This window comes from uncultured Serinicoccus sp., assembly GCF_947487915.1.
Taxonomy (GTDB): Bacteria; Actinomycetota; Actinomycetes; order Actinomycetales; family Dermatophilaceae; genus Ornithinicoccus.
This window is the reverse complement of sequence record NZ_CANKYH010000005.1, coordinates 210,127-227,154: the sequence shown is the minus strand read 5'-3', so window position 1 is coordinate 227,154 and position 17,028 is coordinate 210,127. Positions and strand designations below refer to the sequence as shown.

At 73.9% G+C, this 17,028-nt stretch carries 17 protein-coding genes; 14 read left to right on the top strand and 3 right to left on the bottom strand.

Annotated elements, in window-relative coordinates:
- Nucleotides 1–177: 177 nt before the first annotated feature.
- Entirely contained in the window at nucleotides 178–2,880 is a 2,703-nt protein-coding gene (locus Q0795_RS08200; RefSeq protein ID WP_298888695.1) for a cell wall-binding repeat-containing protein, read from the bottom strand.
- A 355-nt stretch (nucleotides 2,881–3,235) separates the two neighbouring features.
- Between Q0795_RS08200 and Q0795_RS08195 the strand changes: the two genes are divergently transcribed.
- From Q0795_RS08195 to Q0795_RS08150, 10 genes are read left to right on the top strand one after another with little or no spacing between them, the layout of a single operon-like run.
- On the top strand, nucleotides 3,236–5,092 hold the full coding sequence (locus tag Q0795_RS08195; RefSeq protein ID WP_298888693.1) for a peptidoglycan-binding protein: 1,857 nt from the start codon (nucleotides 3,236–3,238) through the stop codon (nucleotides 5,090–5,092).
- Between the two features lie 14 nt (nucleotides 5,093–5,106).
- Nucleotides 5,107–6,636, top strand: a complete 1,530-nt coding sequence (locus Q0795_RS08190) for a cell wall-binding repeat-containing protein (RefSeq protein WP_298888691.1) — start codon at nucleotides 5,107–5,109, stop codon at nucleotides 6,634–6,636.
- A gap of 9 nt (nucleotides 6,637–6,645) precedes the next feature.
- On the top strand, nucleotides 6,646–7,362 hold the full coding sequence (locus Q0795_RS08185) for a hypothetical protein (protein ID WP_298888689.1): 717 nt from the start codon (nucleotides 6,646–6,648) through the stop codon (nucleotides 7,360–7,362).
- Nucleotides 7,359–7,931: a MauE/DoxX family redox-associated membrane protein gene (locus tag Q0795_RS08180; RefSeq protein WP_298888688.1), complete on the top strand. Its 573-nt coding sequence runs from the start codon at nucleotides 7,359–7,361 to the stop codon at nucleotides 7,929–7,931. Before Q0795_RS08185 ends, Q0795_RS08180 begins: the two co-directional genes overlap by 4 nt.
- A complete protein-coding gene (locus Q0795_RS08175; protein WP_298888686.1) occupies nucleotides 7,928–8,521 on the top strand; it encodes a hypothetical protein in 594 nt (197 codons plus the stop codon). Before Q0795_RS08180 ends, Q0795_RS08175 begins: the two co-directional genes overlap by 4 nt.
- Nucleotides 8,518–9,030: a hypothetical protein gene (locus tag Q0795_RS08170; RefSeq protein ID WP_298748619.1), complete on the top strand. Its 513-nt coding sequence runs from the start codon at nucleotides 8,518–8,520 to the stop codon at nucleotides 9,028–9,030. Before Q0795_RS08175 ends, Q0795_RS08170 begins: the two co-directional genes overlap by 4 nt.
- The gene (locus Q0795_RS08165) at nucleotides 9,018–9,239 is read left to right on the top strand and encodes a hypothetical protein (protein WP_298888684.1); all 222 of its coding nucleotides are present in this window, start codon (nucleotides 9,018–9,020) and stop codon (nucleotides 9,237–9,239) included. Before Q0795_RS08170 ends, Q0795_RS08165 begins: the two co-directional genes overlap by 13 nt.
- 24 nt (nucleotides 9,240–9,263) lie before the next feature.
- Nucleotides 9,264–9,824: a hypothetical protein gene (locus Q0795_RS08160; RefSeq protein WP_298888682.1), complete on the top strand. Its 561-nt coding sequence runs from the start codon at nucleotides 9,264–9,266 to the stop codon at nucleotides 9,822–9,824.
- 10 nt (nucleotides 9,825–9,834) lie between these two features.
- Complete coding sequence (locus Q0795_RS08155; RefSeq protein ID WP_298888680.1) at nucleotides 9,835–10,899, top strand: App1 family protein; 1,065 nt, start codon at nucleotides 9,835–9,837, stop codon at nucleotides 10,897–10,899.
- Nucleotides 10,899–11,759, top strand: a complete 861-nt coding sequence (locus Q0795_RS08150) for a DNA-formamidopyrimidine glycosylase family protein (RefSeq protein ID WP_298888678.1) — start codon at nucleotides 10,899–10,901, stop codon at nucleotides 11,757–11,759. Before Q0795_RS08155 ends, Q0795_RS08150 begins: the two co-directional genes overlap by 1 nt.
- Nucleotides 11,760–11,895: 136 nt before the next feature.
- Here the strand turns inward: Q0795_RS08150 and Q0795_RS08145 are convergent, their stop codons facing one another.
- Both Q0795_RS08145 and Q0795_RS08140 read right to left on the bottom strand, forming a co-directional pair.
- Complete coding sequence (locus tag Q0795_RS08145) at nucleotides 11,896–12,441, bottom strand: HAD family hydrolase (protein WP_298888676.1); 546 nt, start codon at nucleotides 12,439–12,441, stop codon at nucleotides 11,896–11,898.
- A gap of 129 nt (nucleotides 12,442–12,570) precedes the next feature.
- A complete protein-coding gene (locus tag Q0795_RS08140) occupies nucleotides 12,571–12,903 on the bottom strand; it encodes a rhodanese-like domain-containing protein (protein WP_298888675.1) in 333 nt (110 codons plus the stop codon).
- A gap of 150 nt (nucleotides 12,904–13,053) precedes the next feature.
- Here Q0795_RS08140 and Q0795_RS08135 point away from each other — a divergent pair, with 150 nt between their 5' ends.
- From Q0795_RS08135 to Q0795_RS08120, 4 genes are read left to right on the top strand one after another with little or no spacing between them, the layout of a single operon-like run.
- The gene (locus tag Q0795_RS08135) at nucleotides 13,054–13,731 is read left to right on the top strand and encodes an SAF domain-containing protein (protein ID WP_298888673.1); all 678 of its coding nucleotides are present in this window, start codon (nucleotides 13,054–13,056) and stop codon (nucleotides 13,729–13,731) included.
- A gap of 7 nt (nucleotides 13,732–13,738) precedes the next feature.
- A complete protein-coding gene (locus Q0795_RS08130; protein ID WP_298888671.1) occupies nucleotides 13,739–14,731 on the top strand; it encodes a hypothetical protein in 993 nt (330 codons plus the stop codon).
- Entirely contained in the window at nucleotides 14,728–16,086 is a 1,359-nt protein-coding gene (locus tag Q0795_RS08125; RefSeq protein ID WP_298888669.1) for an ATPase, T2SS/T4P/T4SS family, read from the top strand. Before Q0795_RS08130 ends, Q0795_RS08125 begins: the two co-directional genes overlap by 4 nt.
- The gene (locus tag Q0795_RS08120; protein ID WP_298888667.1) at nucleotides 16,086–17,027 is read left to right on the top strand and encodes a type II secretion system F family protein; all 942 of its coding nucleotides are present in this window, start codon (nucleotides 16,086–16,088) and stop codon (nucleotides 17,025–17,027) included. The genes Q0795_RS08125 and Q0795_RS08120 overlap by 1 nt, the downstream gene beginning before the upstream one ends.
- Nucleotide 17,028 lies beyond the last annotated feature (1 nt).

Sequence of the window (17,028 nt, the reverse complement as noted above, 5' to 3'; positions counted from 1 at the left end):
GGCCGCCTCTCCATCTAGGACAAAAGTGTGACGATCGTTGAACAGCGTAGGCAGACTGTACCGCGTGTCGAGGCGTCGCGGTCAGGTCGTCGCGCCCGTCCCGTGGAACGGGCGGGGATCTCGGCGGACGCGCCGAGGGCCGCCACCCGGGATGGGTGGCGGCCCTCGGTGTGCGGCTCAGAGGCCGTCGACGCGGCTCTCCGGGGCGGTGAGACCCGGGTTGGCCCGGAGGTAGTCCACCAGGTTGGCCAGGTCCTCGGGGCCACCGACGAGGTCGGTGCCCTCGGTGAACGCGGTGAAGCTGTCGCCGCCCTCCTGGAGGAAGTTCAGGGTGGAGACCCGGTAGGTCTCACCCATCTCCAGCGGGACGCCGTCCAGCGCCATGTCGCTCACCTTGCTGCCCTCGGGCTGGCTGTCGTCCCAGGTGTAGGTGAAGCCCTCCGAGACGCCCAGCGCGAGGTACTGACGGCCACGGTCGGGGACGTACTGCTGCTCGAGCACGGCCTTGATCTGGTCGCCGGTCATGTCGATCGACACGATGATGTTGCCGAACGGCATGACGTTGTAGGCCTCCTGGTAGGTGACCTCTCCTGCCTCCTCGTCGTTGCTGATCTGGTCGACGAGCAGGCTCGCGCGCACCCCGCCGACGTTCATGAAGGAGATCTGCGCCCCGCCCTCGTCGTCGCCGTCGGTGCCGGCGAGGATGGAGTCGGCGATGAGGTTGGCCATCGGGGTCTCGATGCCGCGGTCACCGCCGGCGTCACCGGTGATGTCCTCGGCGACGGTGCCGACGACCTCGCCCGCGAGGACCTCGGCCCGGGCGACCCAGGTGTCGACGACCTCGGCCATCTCCGGGTCGTCCGCGATGGACTGCAGCACCAGGTGGTTGTCGGCGTAGGCCCGGTCGCGGGTCACGTCACCGGAGGTGCGGGAGATGGTCAGCGCGGTCTCGGTGACCACGCGGCCGTACTGGTTGGCGCTGGTCACCAGGCGGTCGGCACCGGCCGGGTCCGGGATCGAGCAGACGTAGGGCTGGTGGGTGTGGCCGGTGACCACGGCGTCGATGGCCGGGTCGAGGTTCTCGGCGATCTCGACGACCGGGCCGGAGATGCCCTCGCACTGGTCGTAGGTGCCGGTCTGGTAGCCACCCTCGTGCAGCAGCACGACGATCGACTCGACGCCCTGCTCCCGCAGCGCGGCGGCCTGGGCGTTGGCGGTCTCGACCTCGTCGAGGAAGTCGACGCTCGCGACCCCGCCGGGGCTGACCAGCGTCGGGGTCTCCTCCAGGGTCATGCCGATGAAGCCGACGTCCACGCCGTCGACGCTGCGGACCTCGGTCGCGGGCAGGATGGACTCGCCGGTCTCCTTGTCCACGACGTTGGCCGCGAGCCACTGGAAGTCGGCCCCGTCGTAGGGCTCGTCACCGAAGCAGCCCCGCTCGGGGTGGCAGCCGCCCTCCTGCATCCGCAGGAGTTCGTCCACGCCCTCGTCGAACTCGTGGTTGCCGACGCCGGAGATGTCCAGGCCCGCGACCTCGAGGGTCTCGACGGAGGGCTCGTCCTGGAAGAGGCCGGAGACGAAGGTCGACCCGCCGATGAGGTCACCCGCCGCCACCGTCAGCGTCTGGTCCTCGAAGGACCGGGTCCGCAGCGCGTCCAGGGTCGAGCTGAGGTTGACCGCGCCGCCGACGAGGTTCTGGTCGGGGTCCTGCTCCTCGTCGAGCGTCCCGTCCTCCTCCTCGATGTGGCCGTGGTAGTCGTTGAACGAGAGCATCTGCACGACGAGCTCGTCGACCCAGACGGGCAGCACGGTCTCGAGGGGCGTCGCCACCCCCTCGTCGGAGAGGGCTCCCTCGCCGCCGAAGAGCACCAGACCCTGGGGGGAGAGCCGGTCGAGGGCGCCGGCCGTGGGTGCGGGCACCTCCGTGGCGCGGCTCAGCAGGAGCGGGCCGGCGTGGTAGGCGGCCAGCGCCCCGCCGGTGAGCGCGTCCGGGTAGTCCTGGCCGCTGGCGAGGTAGGACACCGAGTCGAACTCGTAGGAGGAGGCCAGCGCGACGGCGGTCTCGTAGCGGTCGGTGCCGAAGACCCGGGTGGTGTCGGGCACCAGGCCGGTGACGGACTCCACGACGTCGTCGGAGACGGCGCCGGACCCACCGAGGACGACGACCGACTGCGGCTGCAGCGCGGCGATCGCCTCGGCCGTGCTGGGGCGCAGCTCGTCCGGGTCGGTGAGCAGCAGGGGGGCGCCGTCCCGCCCGGCCCGGGCACCACCGGTGAGGGCGTCCGGGAAGTCGGTCCCGGTCGCGAGGTAGAGGACCGGGAGGCCGGTCGGGAAGAGCGCGGCGATCTCGGCGGAGGTGTCGTAGCGGTTCTCGCCCGAGATCCGCACCACCTCGGCGCCGAAGCCCTCGAGCTCGGTCTCGACGGCGGCCGAGACGGCCACGGTCCCGCCGACGAGGATGATCTGGCTGGGCGCGAGGTCGGTCAGCGCGGCGGCGGTGGCGCCGGGCAGGGCGTCCTGCTTGGTCAGCAGCATCGGCACCGGCAGCCCGGCGGCCTCGGCGTTGTCAGGGCGCGACAGCCCGCCGGCCACACCGGCGGAGCCCGACGGCATCTGCGCGCTGAGGGCGTCGGGGAAGGACTGCCCGGAGGCGACGACCACGGTGCCCGTCGCCTCCTCGGGGAAGGCCCGGGCGATCTCGGCGGCGGTCTCGTAGCGGTCGGCGCCCGCGATGCGGTGCACCTGGGTGGGGTCCTCGATCTCGGGTGCCGTGGGCAGGCTGGGCGCGCTCGTCGCGGCGGCGGCACCGCCACCGACGAGGGCGACCGCTGCACCGACGGCCACGAGGCCACGACGTGCGGAAGGGGTTCGGGGGGACATGCGTGGTGTTCTCCTCATGAGGGTGTCCGTCGCAGGTTCCTCGGCGAACCCGCCGGAAGCAACGTAGCCCATCGCCGGCTCCCCCCACCTGACGAGAAGGTCACGGTCTGGTGAACCCGCGGCGGAGCACCCGGCTGACGGATGATGCGTGTGGGGCAGATGTGATCGATGGGGCATCTGAGGCCGTGCGGATGACGACTTGGTAAAGAAGGGCTGGTGAGGGGTACCGCGGACGACGAGGGGGACGTAGGCTGACCGCAGCGCCGGGCCGCCCCAGCGAGGTGGTGGTCGGCGCTCGTCATGCACACGTCGGGTCGCTGCGGCGCCCACGAGACAGGTCAGGGGTCAGTAGTCGATGGCAGGCACAGGGGGACGGCGTCGGGGTGGGGCTCGCCTGCTCGCGACGTCGATGTTGACCGGGGCGCTCGCGCTCTCCTCGTCGATGGCGATCGCCGACGAGGAGCCGACGGCCGCCCCGGTCGCCGCCGGCGCCGAGGGCACGGGCGGAGCGGACCACGGTCAGGGCCAGCCCGCTCCCACCGGTGACGCGCCCGCCGACGGCACCCACGGTGACGGCACCCAGGGGGACGGCGCGCCGGTCGCGCCCGCCCCGGGTGGTGGGGGGTACTCGCACAGCGGCACGCCCGCCGGGCCGGCCAGCTTCGTGCAGCTGCCGGAGGACCCCGCCTACCCCGTCCCCGGGCCCCCGCAGAACGACGACCTGCCGGTCGAGGTCGACGAGGACACGGCATACCAGAACCAGCTGTCCTGCGACCCGGAGGACCGCCCGGGCGTCATCGCCTTCGCCCTCCTCCTCACCGACCACTACGGCCGTCCGGGCTGGACCGGCGCGCGACCCTGCATCGACTACATGAGCCAGCACCACGACGGCCGGGCGCTGGACTGGCAGCTCGACGCCTTCGACCCGCACGAGCGGCGCATCGGGGACGCCGCCGTGGCCTGGCTGACCGAGGACGACGGCGAGATGATGCGCCGCTTCGGCATCGAGTACATCATCTGGAACGGCCTCGTCTTCATGAAGGACGACAACGAGTGGCGGCACTACGTCGGCCCCAGCCCACACACCGACCACGTGCACCTGTCGTTCACCTGGGACGGCGCGATGATGCGGACCTCCTGGTGGACCGGTGTGGCGGTGACCCAGCCCGACCTCGGGCCCTGCGACACCGTCGCGCGCGAGTATGCCGCGCTGCACACCTTCCCCCGGTTCGAGCCGTGCGCCGACCCGGCCGTGGCCGCCCCGGCTACGGACCTCGCGCGGGTGCGCCCCGGCGAGGCGGGGCCGGGGGTGTCGATGCTGCAGACCGTCCTCGGCATCGAGCCCACCGGGGTCCTGGACGCCCCCACCCGCACCGCCCTCGTCGAGTGGCAGACCGAGCACGAGCTGCCGGCCACCGGCGTCGCCGACGCCCTCACCTATGCCGCCGCCCAGGGGTGGGACCTCGAGGAGGTCCCGGCCTCGGCGCTGTCCATCACCCCCGAGGACTGGCAGGTCTCGAGCTTCACCCCGTACAAGCGGACCACCCTGACGCAGGGCGAGAAGGGGAAGGGCGTCACGACCCTCCAGGAGGCCCTGGGCGCCGAGCCCGACGGGGACTTCGGGCCCAAGACCGCCGAGGCGCTGGCCGAGTGGGAGCAGACCGTCCCGGTGCTCGCCGAGCAGGCCGAGCGGCGCGGTGACGAGCCGGCCGAGGTCACCCCGCTCACCTGGGTCTACCTCGAGCGGGCCGCGCACCCGACCATGGCGCTGCGCGACGTCGAGCTCGCCGAGGGCAGCCGGGACATCGGCGCGGACCCGGACGGCGAGCTCGCCGCCCGTGCCGCGGTCGAGGGCAGCGAGGGCAGCCCCTACGCCGGGGGAGCGGTGGGCGTGCTCCAGGAGCTGCTCGGCGTCGAGGCCGACGGCAGCTTCGGCCCGCTGACCGCCCAGGCCGTCCGCGAGGTGCAGGAGGAGGCCGGGCTCGAGCCGACCGGAGAGGTCGACGGCCCCACCTGGGTCGCGGTCGAGGCGGCAGCCATCGACGCCGAGCGCGTCGCCGGTGCTCCGGGCCTGGAGGCGCAGCGGGCCCGCGAGGAGGCCGCGCGGGAGAAGGAGCGCAAGCAGCAGGAGCAGCAGGAGCGGGAGGCCGAGCTGGAGCGTCAGCGGGCCCAGGAGGCGCACGAGGCGGCCGTCGAGGACGCCGGTCGCTGACCGGAGCGCCCCGGATGAGCCATCCACGTCGACGTCGCGGCAGCACGGTCCTGGCCTCCGCGGTGCTCGCGGGGGTCCTGGCCGCCGGTGGTCTGGGCGTGGTGGCGACCTCGGCGGCGGACCCCGGGGCCGAGGGGGAGCCCGGTTGGTCGGAGGTGCAGGCGGCCACCCCGGGAGCGGTCGGGTGGTCGGGCCTGGGGCAGGCCCCCTGCCCGGAGGGCATGACGCGACGGGTGAGCGTGGGCAGCTGGAGCATGGACTCGGCCGCCCCGCAGGCGCGGTTCAACGACGGCTGGGGCCGGGTGTCCTCCCGGGACGGCGGGGCCGCCCGGGCGGTGGTGTCCTCCGCCGACCCGAGCGACCACTTCTTCCTGCCCTACGTCAAGGTCTCCGTCGACCGCCGCACCATGCTCGCCCTGTCCACCCGCGGGACCCAGGGCAACTCGGCGTACACCCGCGTCCAGATGAACTCCGTGGACCTGCGGGTCTACGCCGGGTCGTCCTGGGACGGCCGGGTCTACGACGTCACCGCCGCCACCGACGACGAGTCCGGCCACCTCGGCACGTGGTTCGAGCACACCAGCCGTGGCGGGGCCACCACCCGCTGGGACGTCGACAACGTCCAGGTCTACACGTGCCGCGACGCGCCGGTCTCGCGCATCTCCGGCTCGGACCGGTACGCCTCGGCCGCCCGCATTGCGGCGACGTACCCGGCCGGGGTGCCGGTCGCCTACCTCGCGACGGGGGAGAACTTCCCGGACGCCATCGGCGCGTCGGCCCTCGCCGCCCAGCGTGACGCCCCGGTGCTGCTCACCCGCTCGGACCGGCTGCCCGGGGCGACCGCGGCCCAGCTGGACCGGCTCTCGCCGCAGCGCCTCGTGGTGCTCGGTGGCACGGGCGCGGTCAGCTCGACGGTCGCCCGGGAGGCCGGGGCCTACGCCGGCACGACCAGCCGGGTGACCGGCGCGACCCGCTACGACGTCTCGGCGGCGCTCGCCGAGACCTACTCCCCGGGCCGGCCGGTCCTCTACGTCGCCAGCGGGGCCAACTTCCCCGACGCCCTGGCCATCGGTGCCCTCGCGGGGGACCAGGGGGCCCCGGTGCTGCTCACCCCGACCGGGGGGCTCCACCCCGCGGTAGAGGAGCAGATCGCCCGGCTGGACCCCGGACGGATCGTCGTGGTCGGTGGCCCGGTCGCGGTGTCCGACACCGTGGTCGGCCAGCTGCGCCGGCACACCTCGGGCTCGGTGACCCGCCTCACCGGCAGCAACCGGTATGCCGTGGCCGCGGCCGTCGCCCGCCAGTTCGACGAGGAGCCCGCGCGCGTCTACGTCGCCACCGGCACCGCGTTCCCGGACGCCCTCGTGGGCGCCGCGCGCGCGGGCAGCCAGGGGGTGCCGGTCGTCCTCACCCGGCAGGACCAGCTCGTCAGCGACGCCCGGTCGGCGCTGCAGGCGCTGGACCCGCTGCGGGGGGTCCTGCTCGGCGGACAGGTCGCGCTGAGCTCGGTCGTCATGGACCAGGTCGGCGCGCAGGTCGGGTGAGGAGGGCCCATGCACACCGAGCACCGTCTGCTCTCCGGTGAGGGCGTGCGCGTCGACGTCCCGGACGCCACCGCCCTGCCGGGGGGCACGGCGCTGGCGGTCCTGGCCCTGGAGGGAGCCGGCCAGCTGGAGGTCACCTCGGGCACCGAGGCCGACCTCGGGTTCTACCTCGAGGTCACCGGGACCTCGCTGCAGCGGGAGGTCGCGCTGCGCGACGGCCGCTCGCTGCGCTACGGCCGGCTCGGTGACGACCCGCAGCAGGGTCTGGGCTGGGCGGTCGCGGTGGGGGCCCACCACGTCTACGGCTCGACCGTGCCGGCCATGGATGTCGAGGCCCTGAGCGGCTACCTCGCCGACGTGGACCTCCGGGAGGACCGGCTGGGCCCGGTCCTCACCCCCACCGGCCGGACGAGCTGGTCGCCCTACCGCACGCAGACCCTCGCCCAGGTGGTCGAGCTGGCCGGGGCGGGCGGGGCCGGCGGCGGGGGGACCCCGGGCTACCTCCTCGACATCCGGCGGGCCCGCACCGGGCAGCTGCAGAGCGGGCGCTCCTCCGGGGCACCCGTGCGGGGCGGGCTGCTGTCGCGGTCCTCGGGTGAGGAACGCCACCCGTATGCCGTCCTCGAGGGCGCCGACTTCGTGACCTACGGCATGCCGGGCAGCGAGGAGGTCGTCGACACGGTCATCGCCTCGATGGCCGAGGTCACCGTGGAGCTGGTCCGGTGAGCGTGCTCGCGGCGGCGAGCACGTGGGCCGTCGCCCTGGTGCTGCTCGTCTCGGGCCTGTCCCACGCCCGGGCCCCCCGGTCGACGCGGGCCGCGCTGCAGGCCCACGGCACGCTCCCCTCCTCCGCCCACCGGTGGCTGGCCCTCGTCCTGGGCCCGGTCGAGCTCGTGCTGGCCGTGGGCCTGCTCGCGGTCGGGCTGGGCGTGCTCGGCCGTCCGGTCGTGCCAGTCCTGGGTCTGGGCGCCGCCGTGCTCTGCCTGGGCTTCGCGGCCTACCTGCACGTGGTGCGGCGGCGCACCGTCGGGCAGGAGGTCCCCTGCGGCTGCGGGCTCGGCACCACCCCGGTCACCGGCTGGAGCGTGGTGCGGGCCGGGGTGCTGGGCGTCCTCGCGCTCGCGGCCGTGGTGCTGCCGACCGGTCCGTGGGCGGCCATCCCCGGCGCCCCGGTCTGGGCCCAGGTCGTCGTGGCCGCCGCCGGCGGGCTGACGCTGGCCGTGGCCACGGCCGCGCTGCCCGCGGCCCGGGCGGTCCCTGCCGGGCTCACCACCCTCACCGGGGCGGTGCGATGAGCTTCACCGCCTCCGCCCTCGTCCTCGCCTTCGTCGCCATCGCGCTCCTGGCCCTGGGGCTGGCCGGTCTGCTGCGGCAGGTCAGCCTGCTCACCCAGCAGCTCGAGGGCGGGGCGGCGGCACCGCACCAGGGCGCCGGGGCGCGGACCACCCGCGAGCTGGTGGGGTTCCGGGTGCCGGGGGACCTGGCGGCCGAGCTCGTCGACCCGACCGCGCGGCATACCCTCCTGGCCTTCGTCTCGCCCGGGTGCAGCTCGTGCTCGCTCACCCTGCGGGCGCTCGCCGCGGACCCGCAGGTCGCGGACGGGTCGGCGGCGCTGACCCTCGTCTCGGCGGGCTCCTGCGCACCCGGCCTCCAGGACGCCGACGGCGCGGGTCGGCTGCGCTGCCTGCCGCAGGGCCGGACGGTGATGGACCGGCTGGCCGTCCCGGCCACCCCCTACCTGGCGCTCCTCGACGCGTCGGGCACCCTGCGGGCGGCCCTGCTGCCGGAGGAGGACACCGACCTGGGCGGCTGGCTCCGCCAGGCCGACACGACGCTCCACCAGGCCGGGGCACGACCGTCGACGAGGGAGGACAGCCCGTCATGATGCGCTTCGAGGACCTACCGGTGGCCGACACCGGCCGGTTGCGGGACCGGCTGCGGGAGCGCCCCAGCCGTCGCGGTTTCCTGGCCCGCGTGCTGGGCGCGGGGACGGCGGTTGGTGTCGGGTCGCTGGCGCTGGTCAACCGCGGCGGCAGCCAGGTGCGGGCCCAGGCCGCCTACTTCCTGGACTACACCGACACCTCGACCGGGCCGTGCGCGACCTACGCCCGCGACCACACCGAGAACGGCATCCAGTGCGGTCCCTCACCCATGTGCCGTGACGGGTCCTGCTGCTGGAAGTACCGCTCCGGTGCCGGCAACGTCGTCGCCTGGCACAAGAACGGGCCGGGCGTCGACCGCTACTACACCCACCGGCCGGACGACTGCTGGGGCGGCGTCTACGACTCCTGGCACTGGAAGTTCAGCGACGGCCGGACCTACCGCTGCTCCGACGGCTGGACCTGCTCCGGCTCCGGCTCCTGCGTCGCGACGATCTGCCCGTGGGCGATCTAGAGGACCCGGACCTGCCGGTCGTGGCCGACGCCGCGACCGGGGTCTCCGCGCGGCGCCGCTGGGCCGCCGACCCGTTGCCGCTGCTCCTGCTCCTCGGGGCCGGCGGGCTGCTCTGCCTGCTGCTGATCCCGGTGTCCGGTCCGGCGTGGGTCGTCCCGGCCCTCTTCGGGGTGACGGTCGCCGGGGTGGCGCTCTCCGGCTCCACCTGAGGCGTCAACAGCGCGTGGGCGCTGGTGGCCTCGGTCCGGGGCCGACAACGACAGCTCTCCCTCTGGGGAGCCTTCGCCGCCGGGACGACCCTCGGCGGTGCCGCCACCGGGTTGGGTCTCGGTGTCCTGTCCGGGCTGGTCAGCCCGGTGCCCGAGCGGGTGCGCCTGGTGCTGCTGGTCGTGCTCGTCCTGGCCCTGGTGGTGCTCGACGCGCTCACGCCACGGCTGCCGCTGCCGCAGCGCTCGATCCTCATCCCGCAGGAGGTCTTCGCCCGGGGCATGGCCCGCGGCGGGCTGCGCTTCGGCCTGGAGTACGGCTGCGGGTGGCGGACCCTCGTGCCGTCGGCCGCGGCATACCTCGCTGCGCTGTTCGTCCTGCTCGTCGTGCCGCCGTGGTGGGTCGCCGTCGCCCTGGGCGCGGCCTTCGGCCTCTCCCGGTCCTGGGCGGTGCTGCTCTGGATCGGCCTGGGCTCACCCGGGTGGCAGACCTTCCTGGCCGGGCACTCGCGCGTCCTCGAACGCGCCGGCAGCGCGCTCGCCGGGCTGCTGCTGCTCGCGGCGGCCTGGGCGCGGCTGGGCGGATAGGGTGGCCGGTATGGCGCGTCCTCACATCGCCGCGCAGCTCGAGGACTCCGTCCGACGGCGCATGAGCTCCAGCCTGCGTCGACGCGGCTGGCACGAGCGGTTGTTCGGCTACACCGGCTACGGCACGCCCGACCGGGTGCGGGTCTTCGCGCGGGTGCTGCTGTCCCGGCACGAGCCGGAGGAGTCGCGCACCGCCCTCACCCACGCGCAGGACTCGCTGCTCGACATCGCGCAGCGCGGCTGGCGGCTGTTCCTCACCGCGCCCGCGGTGGGCGTGACCGTGCACGTGCGGCTCGGCCAGGCGCAGGCGAGCGCCCGCAGCGACCGCGGTGGCTACGTCGACGTGGAGCTGCACGGCCACGGTCTCGGTCCGGGCTGGCAGGAGGCCCACCTCGACCTCGGCAACGGCGACTCGCTCACCGTGTCGGTGATGATCGTGGACCCCGCCGTCGGCGTCGGCCTGGTCAGCGACATCGACGACACGGTGATGGTGACCCACCTGCCCCGCATGTTCATCGCGGGGTGGAACACCTTCGTCCGGTCCGAGCAGGTGCGCCAGGCGGTGCCGGGCATGAGCGCGATGTACCGCGCCCTGCTCGGCGAGGACCCGCGGATGCCGGTCTTCTACCTCTCGACGGGGGCGTGGAACACCGCGCCCGCCCTCACCCGCTTCCTGCGCCGCCACGACTTCCCGGTCGGCCCGATGCTCCTCACCGACTGGGGGCCCACCAACACCGGGTGGTTCCGGTCGGGGCAGGAGCACAAGGAGGCCGAGCTGCGGCGGCTGCGCGAGGACTTCCCCGGGATGCGGTGGATCCTCGTCGGTGACGACGGCCAGCACGACCCGGTGATCTACGGCCAGTTCGCCCAGGAGCACCCGGAGGCCGTCGAGGCGATCTGCCTGCGCGAGCTGACCCCGGCCGAGCAGGTCCTCTCCAGCGGTCTGCCGGTGGCGACGGACGAGCTGCTGGGCAAGCGCGTGCAGGTGCCGATGCTCAAGGCGTCCAACGGCTTCGGGCTGCACCAGCTCCTGGTCGGCGCCCGCAACCGCACCCGGCCGGGGGAGAAGGCCTGATGCCCGAGCTGCCGGAGGTCCAGGCGCTCACGGACTTCCTGTCCGAGCGGGTCACCGGACGGGTCGTGACCGACACCGAGCTCGGGTCCATCGCGGTGCTCAAGACCTTCGACCCTCCGCCGTCCGCCCTCGTCGGGGCGCCCGTGGACGCGGTCCGCCGGCACGGCAAGTTCGTCGACCTCGACGTCGACGGCACCCACCTGGTCTTCCACCTGGCCCGGGCGGGGTGGCTGCGGTGGTACGACGAGGTGCCCCGGACGCAGGTCCGGCCCGGGCGCAGCCCCATCGCCCTGCGGCTGCGGCTGGACGACGGGGCCGGCTTCGACCTCACCGAGGCGGGGACCAAGAAGGGCCTCGCGGCCTACGTCGTGTCCGACCCGGCGAAGGTGCCGGGGGTGGCCTCGCTGGGTCCGGACCCCCTGGCCGACGACTTCGACGAGGCGGCCTTCACCGCGCTCCTGCAGGGACGACGGACCCAGATCAAGGGGGTGCTGCGCGACCAGTCCATCCTGGCCGGGGTCGGCAACGCCTACTCCGACGAGATCCTGCACGCGGCCCGGCTCTCCCCCTTCGCCCTGGCGGCCGGACTCACCCCGGAGCAGGTCGGCGAGCTCTACCAGGCGCTGCGCACCACGCTGCAGGCGGCGGTGATGGCGGCCGAGGGCAAGCCGGCGGCCGCGCTCAAGGACGCCAAGCGCGCCGGGATGAACGTCCACGGCCGCACCGGCGAGGCCTGCCCGGTGTGCGGCGACACCGTGCACGAGGTCTCCTTCGCCGACTCCTCGCTGCAGTACTGCCCCACCTGCCAGACCGGCGGCAAGCCCCTCGCCGACCGCCGCATGTCGCGCCTCCTGCGCTGACCGCTCCCCAGTCCGACAAGGGCGCGACTGCACCGGGTATGTCGTGGAATCGCCCTGCTGAGCGACCTGTCCGCTGCAGTCGCGCACCCCCGGGCGCGGGATCGGGCCGCGCCGGACGTGCCGTCGTGCGGACGGGTCAGCGGGGGAGGGTGAACACCTGGCCGCGCCAGCCGACGGCACGGGCGGCGTCGACGTGGTCGGCCCGGTCGTCGGTGAAGGCGACCTCCGCCGGCGCCACGCGGCGACCCAGGCGACGCTCGATCTCCGCGTGCGCCGCGGCATACGCCTCGGTCTCGGGCTTGGCGGCCCCCAGGTCGTGCGTGCTGAGCAGCATGGGTATGAAGCGCGCCAGGCCGATCTCCTCGAGCTCGGCCGCCACCTGGTCCGGGCGGTCGGTGAGCAGGACGACGGGGATGCCGCCTGTCGTCAGGCTGTCGAGGAGCGACTCGACCGGGCCGTGGCGGGGCACCCCGTCGAGGTCGAGCACGGCCACGCCCGCGCGTCGCAGGAACGCGGCGACCCGCCAGGGCCGGTCGGGGACCGGTTTGGCGACGACGACGTCCGCCCGCCGGATGCGCACGTCCCCGTGGCGGCCTCCCACGACCAGCTCGTCCCCGGTGGCACCGAGCAGCTCGCCGATCGTGTCGGTCGCCCGCTCCCCGTCCTCGATGAGGTGTCGCACCACGACCCGGGAACCGACCGGCAGAGGCCGCCGTCCAGGCTCAGTCACGGGCGTCCCACCGGACTCGCGAGGAAAGTATGCCCATCTCTTGTCTCACGGTAAGAAAAAGGAAGACTCGTGCAGAGGCGGTCAGACGACCGTCGGCTCCTGCCCGTCCGTCCCGCCCACCATGCTCTTGCCCGCCCGGCTCCACGCCTGCATGCCGCCGTCGACGTTGACGACGTCGAAGCCCTGCTGCACGAGCCACTCGACGGCCCGACCCGACCGCCCGCCGCTGCGGCAGACGACCGGCAGCGAGGCGGAGGTCTCGGGCAGCTCGTCGATGCGGGCGGGGATGTCGCCCAGGGGGAGGTGGATGGCGCCGGGCGCGTGACCGGCCGCCCATTCCTCGGGCTCGCGCACGTCGACGACGACCGCGTCGTCCGCGAGCTCGGTGACGGGGATGCTGGGGATGTCGCTCATGCCCTCACTATGGCACCGCCGCCGGTCGCGCGTCGCTAGGGGAACGCCGCGGCCGGGGCTAGAGTGGTCGGCGGCTGAGCACCGCACAGGGGTGATCGCCGCACCACCGACTCGATGTTCCGGTCTGTGCCGGGAGGGGAACGACACCGTATGACCACCGCCACCTCTGGCGCGAACGCGTCACGTCTGCCCGCGCGCAGCCGCGACAAGCGGCCCGCCCTCGCGCTGCTGGCGCTCCTGCTGGTCCTCGTCGGGGCCCTCGGCAGCGCGCTCCTCGTCTACCGCACCGGCAACCGCGTGCAGGTCCTCGTCGCGGCCCAGACGATCCAGCAGGGTGCGGCGGTGACCGAGGACGACTTCACCGTGACCGAGATCGCCTTCGAGGAGGGCGCCCAGGTGGTGAGCGCCGAGTCGCTGCCGCAGTTCGTCGGCTCCCAGGCGGTCAGCACCATCCCGGAGGGCAGCCTGGTCTCGGGCCAGATGTTCACCCCGTCCGAGCTGGCCGGGCCGGGGGTGCAGCAGGTCGGCGTGGTCGTGGCGTCCCCCAGGCGGCCGGCCGACGCGGTGCAGGCCGGCGACATCGTGCGGGTCTTCGCGACGGTCCCCGAGTCGGCGGTGGCCGCCGCCGAGGACGCCGAGCAGCTGGTCGAGGCCGCCAAGGTGGTCGCGGTCGGCCCGGTCGTCGACACCAGCGACACCATCCACGTCACGTTGCTCCTGCCCGAGGACGCCGCACCCGCCGTCGTCGCCGCGAGCGCGACCGGGACCGTGGCGCTGTCGCTGCTGCCGGCCGACACCACGCCGGTGGTCGACTGGCGCACGGAGTGAGCTCGACATGGCCCTGATCTCCTTCTTCAGCGCCAAGGGCGCACCCGGCGTCACGAGCACCGCGATGCTCGTGGCCGCCCTCTGGCCGCGCCAGACGCTGCTCGTCGACGCCGACGGCAACGGCGGCGACCTGCTCATGCGGCTCCCCTCCGAGTCGGGCCTGGCCCTGACCCAGCACCCGGGGCTGCTCACCCTGCTGCCGCTGGCCCGGCACGGACTGTCCTCGGGCGTCGTCCTGGACCACTCGCAGGTGGCCCTCGGTGGCCAGCAGGTGCTCGTCGGGCTGGAGACCTCGGAGCAGGCCGAGGCGTCGGCCGCGCTGTGGCCGACGCTCGCCCGCGCCTTCCGGGAGGTGCCGGGCACCGACGTGGTCGTCGACGCCGGCCAGCTCGCCGCGCGCTCCGGCCAGCTCTCGCTGGTGCAGCGCAGCGACCTCGTGGTCGGCGTCGTGCGGGCCGAGCCGGCCAGCGTCATGCACATGCGCGAGCGGCTGACCGTGCTGACGCAGACCTTCGCCGCCCTCGGGGCGGACGCCCCCCGGATCGGGCTGGTCGCGCTCTCCGGCGTGCAGCGCCAGGACGAGGCGTCCTCGGCGATCGCCACCGTGCGGGCCGACTTCCCCGAGGTGCTGGACCTCGGCCAGGTCGCCCTCGACCCGCGCCCGGAGCGGATGTTCCACGGCGACCCGGTGTCGCGCCCGGAGCGCACGATGCTGGTGCGTTCGGGCCGCTCCCTCGTCGAGCGTCTCGTCGCGGCCCTCGGCCCCGCCGTGGTCCTCGACGCCGGGACCGACAGGCCCGGGGACGCGGACCCGACGGCCGATGACCCACCCCCCGCCCCCGACGCCGCGACGGGGCAGGAGGAGCCGGCCGACGGCATACCCGGGGGTGGACCTGCCGACCCGGCGGCGGACGCCGACACCGGTGAGTCCGACGAGGCCCATGGTGAGCGGCGTCTGCGCCGCGAGCGATCCAGGAAGAAGAGGTGGAGCCTGCGATGACCACGTCCTCGACCCCCCTGCTGACGGGCGCGAGCCCCGAGCAGCAGGCGGAGATGAACCAGCTGGTGCGCACCCTGCGCTCGCAGGTCGCCGACCGGCTCAACCAGCAGCGTCGTCGCGACGAGGTCGCCGGCCGCTCGCCCATGAGCAGCGAGGACGAGCGGCACTTCGCCCGCTCCCTCATCGTCCAGGTCCTCGAGGACCACGCGACCCTCATGATCACCGAGGGGCGCGTGCCGCCGACCGCGGAGGAGGAGGAGCGGGTCGCCGCGGCCATCCATGCCGCCCTCTTCGGGGTCGGTCGGCTGCAGCCGCTGCTGGAGGACCGCGAGGTCGAGAACATCGACATCAACGGCTGCGACCGGGTCTTCGTGGGGTACGCCGACGGCCACGAGGAGATCGCGCCCCCGGTCGCGGACAGCGACGAGGAGCTCATCGAGCTCATCCAGATCCTCGCGGCCAACGTCGGTCTGACCTCGCGGCCGTTCGACTCCGCCAACCCCCAGCTGGACCTGCGGCTGCCGGACGGCTCCCGGCTCTCGGCCGTGATGGGGGTCTGCCAGCGGCCCTCGCTGTCGATCCGGCGGGCCCGCCTCGGCCAGGTCAGCCTGGAGGACCTCATGGCCACCCAGACCTTCAGCGAGGACGTCATGCGCTTCCTCAAGGCGGCGGTCGCGGCCCGCAAGAACATCATGATCGCGGGGGCCACCAACTCGGGCAAGACCACGATGCTGCGCGCGATGGCCGCCGAGATCCCGGCCGAGGAGCGGCTCATCACGGTGGAGCGGGCCTTGGAGCTGGGTCTGGACAAGTTCGAGGACCAGCACCCCAACGTCGTCGCCTTCGAGGAGCGGCTGCCCAACTCCGAGGGCGTCGGCATGGTGACGATGGCCGAGCTGGTGCGCCGCAGCCTGCGGATGAACCCCTCGCGGGTCATCGTCGGCGAGGTGCTGGGCGACGAGATCGTCACCATGCTCAACGCGATGAGCCAGGGCAACGACGGGTCCCTGTCGACGATCCACGCCAACTCCTCGATGGAGGTCTTCAACCGCATCGCGACGTATGCGTTGCAGGCCGAGGAGAACCTTCCCGTCGAGGCCACGCACATGCTCATCGCCGGGTCCGTCAACTTCGTCGTGTTCCTGCGCAAGAAGAACGAGCACGCCACGGGCGGTGGCCTGATGCGTGGCGTGCAGTCGATCCGGGAGGTCACCGGCGTGGACGGCCGCGTGCTCTCCTCCGAGGTCTTCGCAGCCGGTCCGGACGGGGTGGCCCGGGCCAAGGCGCCCATCGAGTGCATCGACGACCTGGTGCCCTTCGGCTACACGCCGACGCCGGTCACCCGGTGGGACTGATGGGCCAGCTCTACACCCTGCTCCTGCCCATGGCGACCGGTGCGGTCGTCGGCCTCGGGCTCTACGTCGCCGTGCTCGCGGTCGTCGGTCTGCCCGAGCGCGACCCGTCCACGCCCCGGCGCTTCGAGAACGTCACGCTGGGCGGGGTCAGCCGCCGTCTCGTCGCCGGCATCGTGGTCGGGCTGCTCGTGCTCCTGCTCACCCGGTGGGTGGTGGCCGCGATCGGGATCGGGCTGCTCGCCGGGCTCTGGGACCAGCTCACCGGCGACTCCCGTGCCGAGACCGCCGGCATCAACAAGCTCGAGGCGCTGGCGACGTGGACCGAGTCGTTGCGCGACACCATCGCCGGGGCCGTCGGGCTGGAGCAGGCCATCCCCGCCACGGCGGTCAACGCCGGCCCCTCGATCCGGTCCTCGCTCAACCTCCTCGTCGACCGGCTGCGCATCCGTGAGCCGCTGTCGGAGGCGCTCATCGACTTCGCCGAGGACCTGGACGACCCCTCCGCCGACGTCATCTGCTCGGCGCTCGTGCTCAACGCGCGGCTGCGGGGGCCTGGTCTGCGCGACGTCCTGGGCGCGCTCGCGGTCTCGACCCGGGAGGAGCTGGACATGCGGCGGCGCATCTCCGCCAGCCGGCGCTCCATCCGGCGCTCGGTGAAGATCATCGTCATCATCGTGCTGTCCGTCATGGGGGGTCTGGCCCTCTTCAACCGCGTCTACGTCGAGCCCTACGCCAGCCTCGCCGGCCAGGGCGTGCTGCTCGTCGTGGCGGGCCTGTTCGCCGGCGGTCTGCTGTGGATGCGCAAGCTGTCCGAGCCGCAGAAGCTCAGCCGGTTCCTCGTGGTCAACCGGGAGGCCCGGGCCCGGGACATGGAGCAGCTGCTCGACGACGTGCGCGAGGGCGCCCAGACCGGTCGGACCGATCGCGGGGGCCGACGGTGAG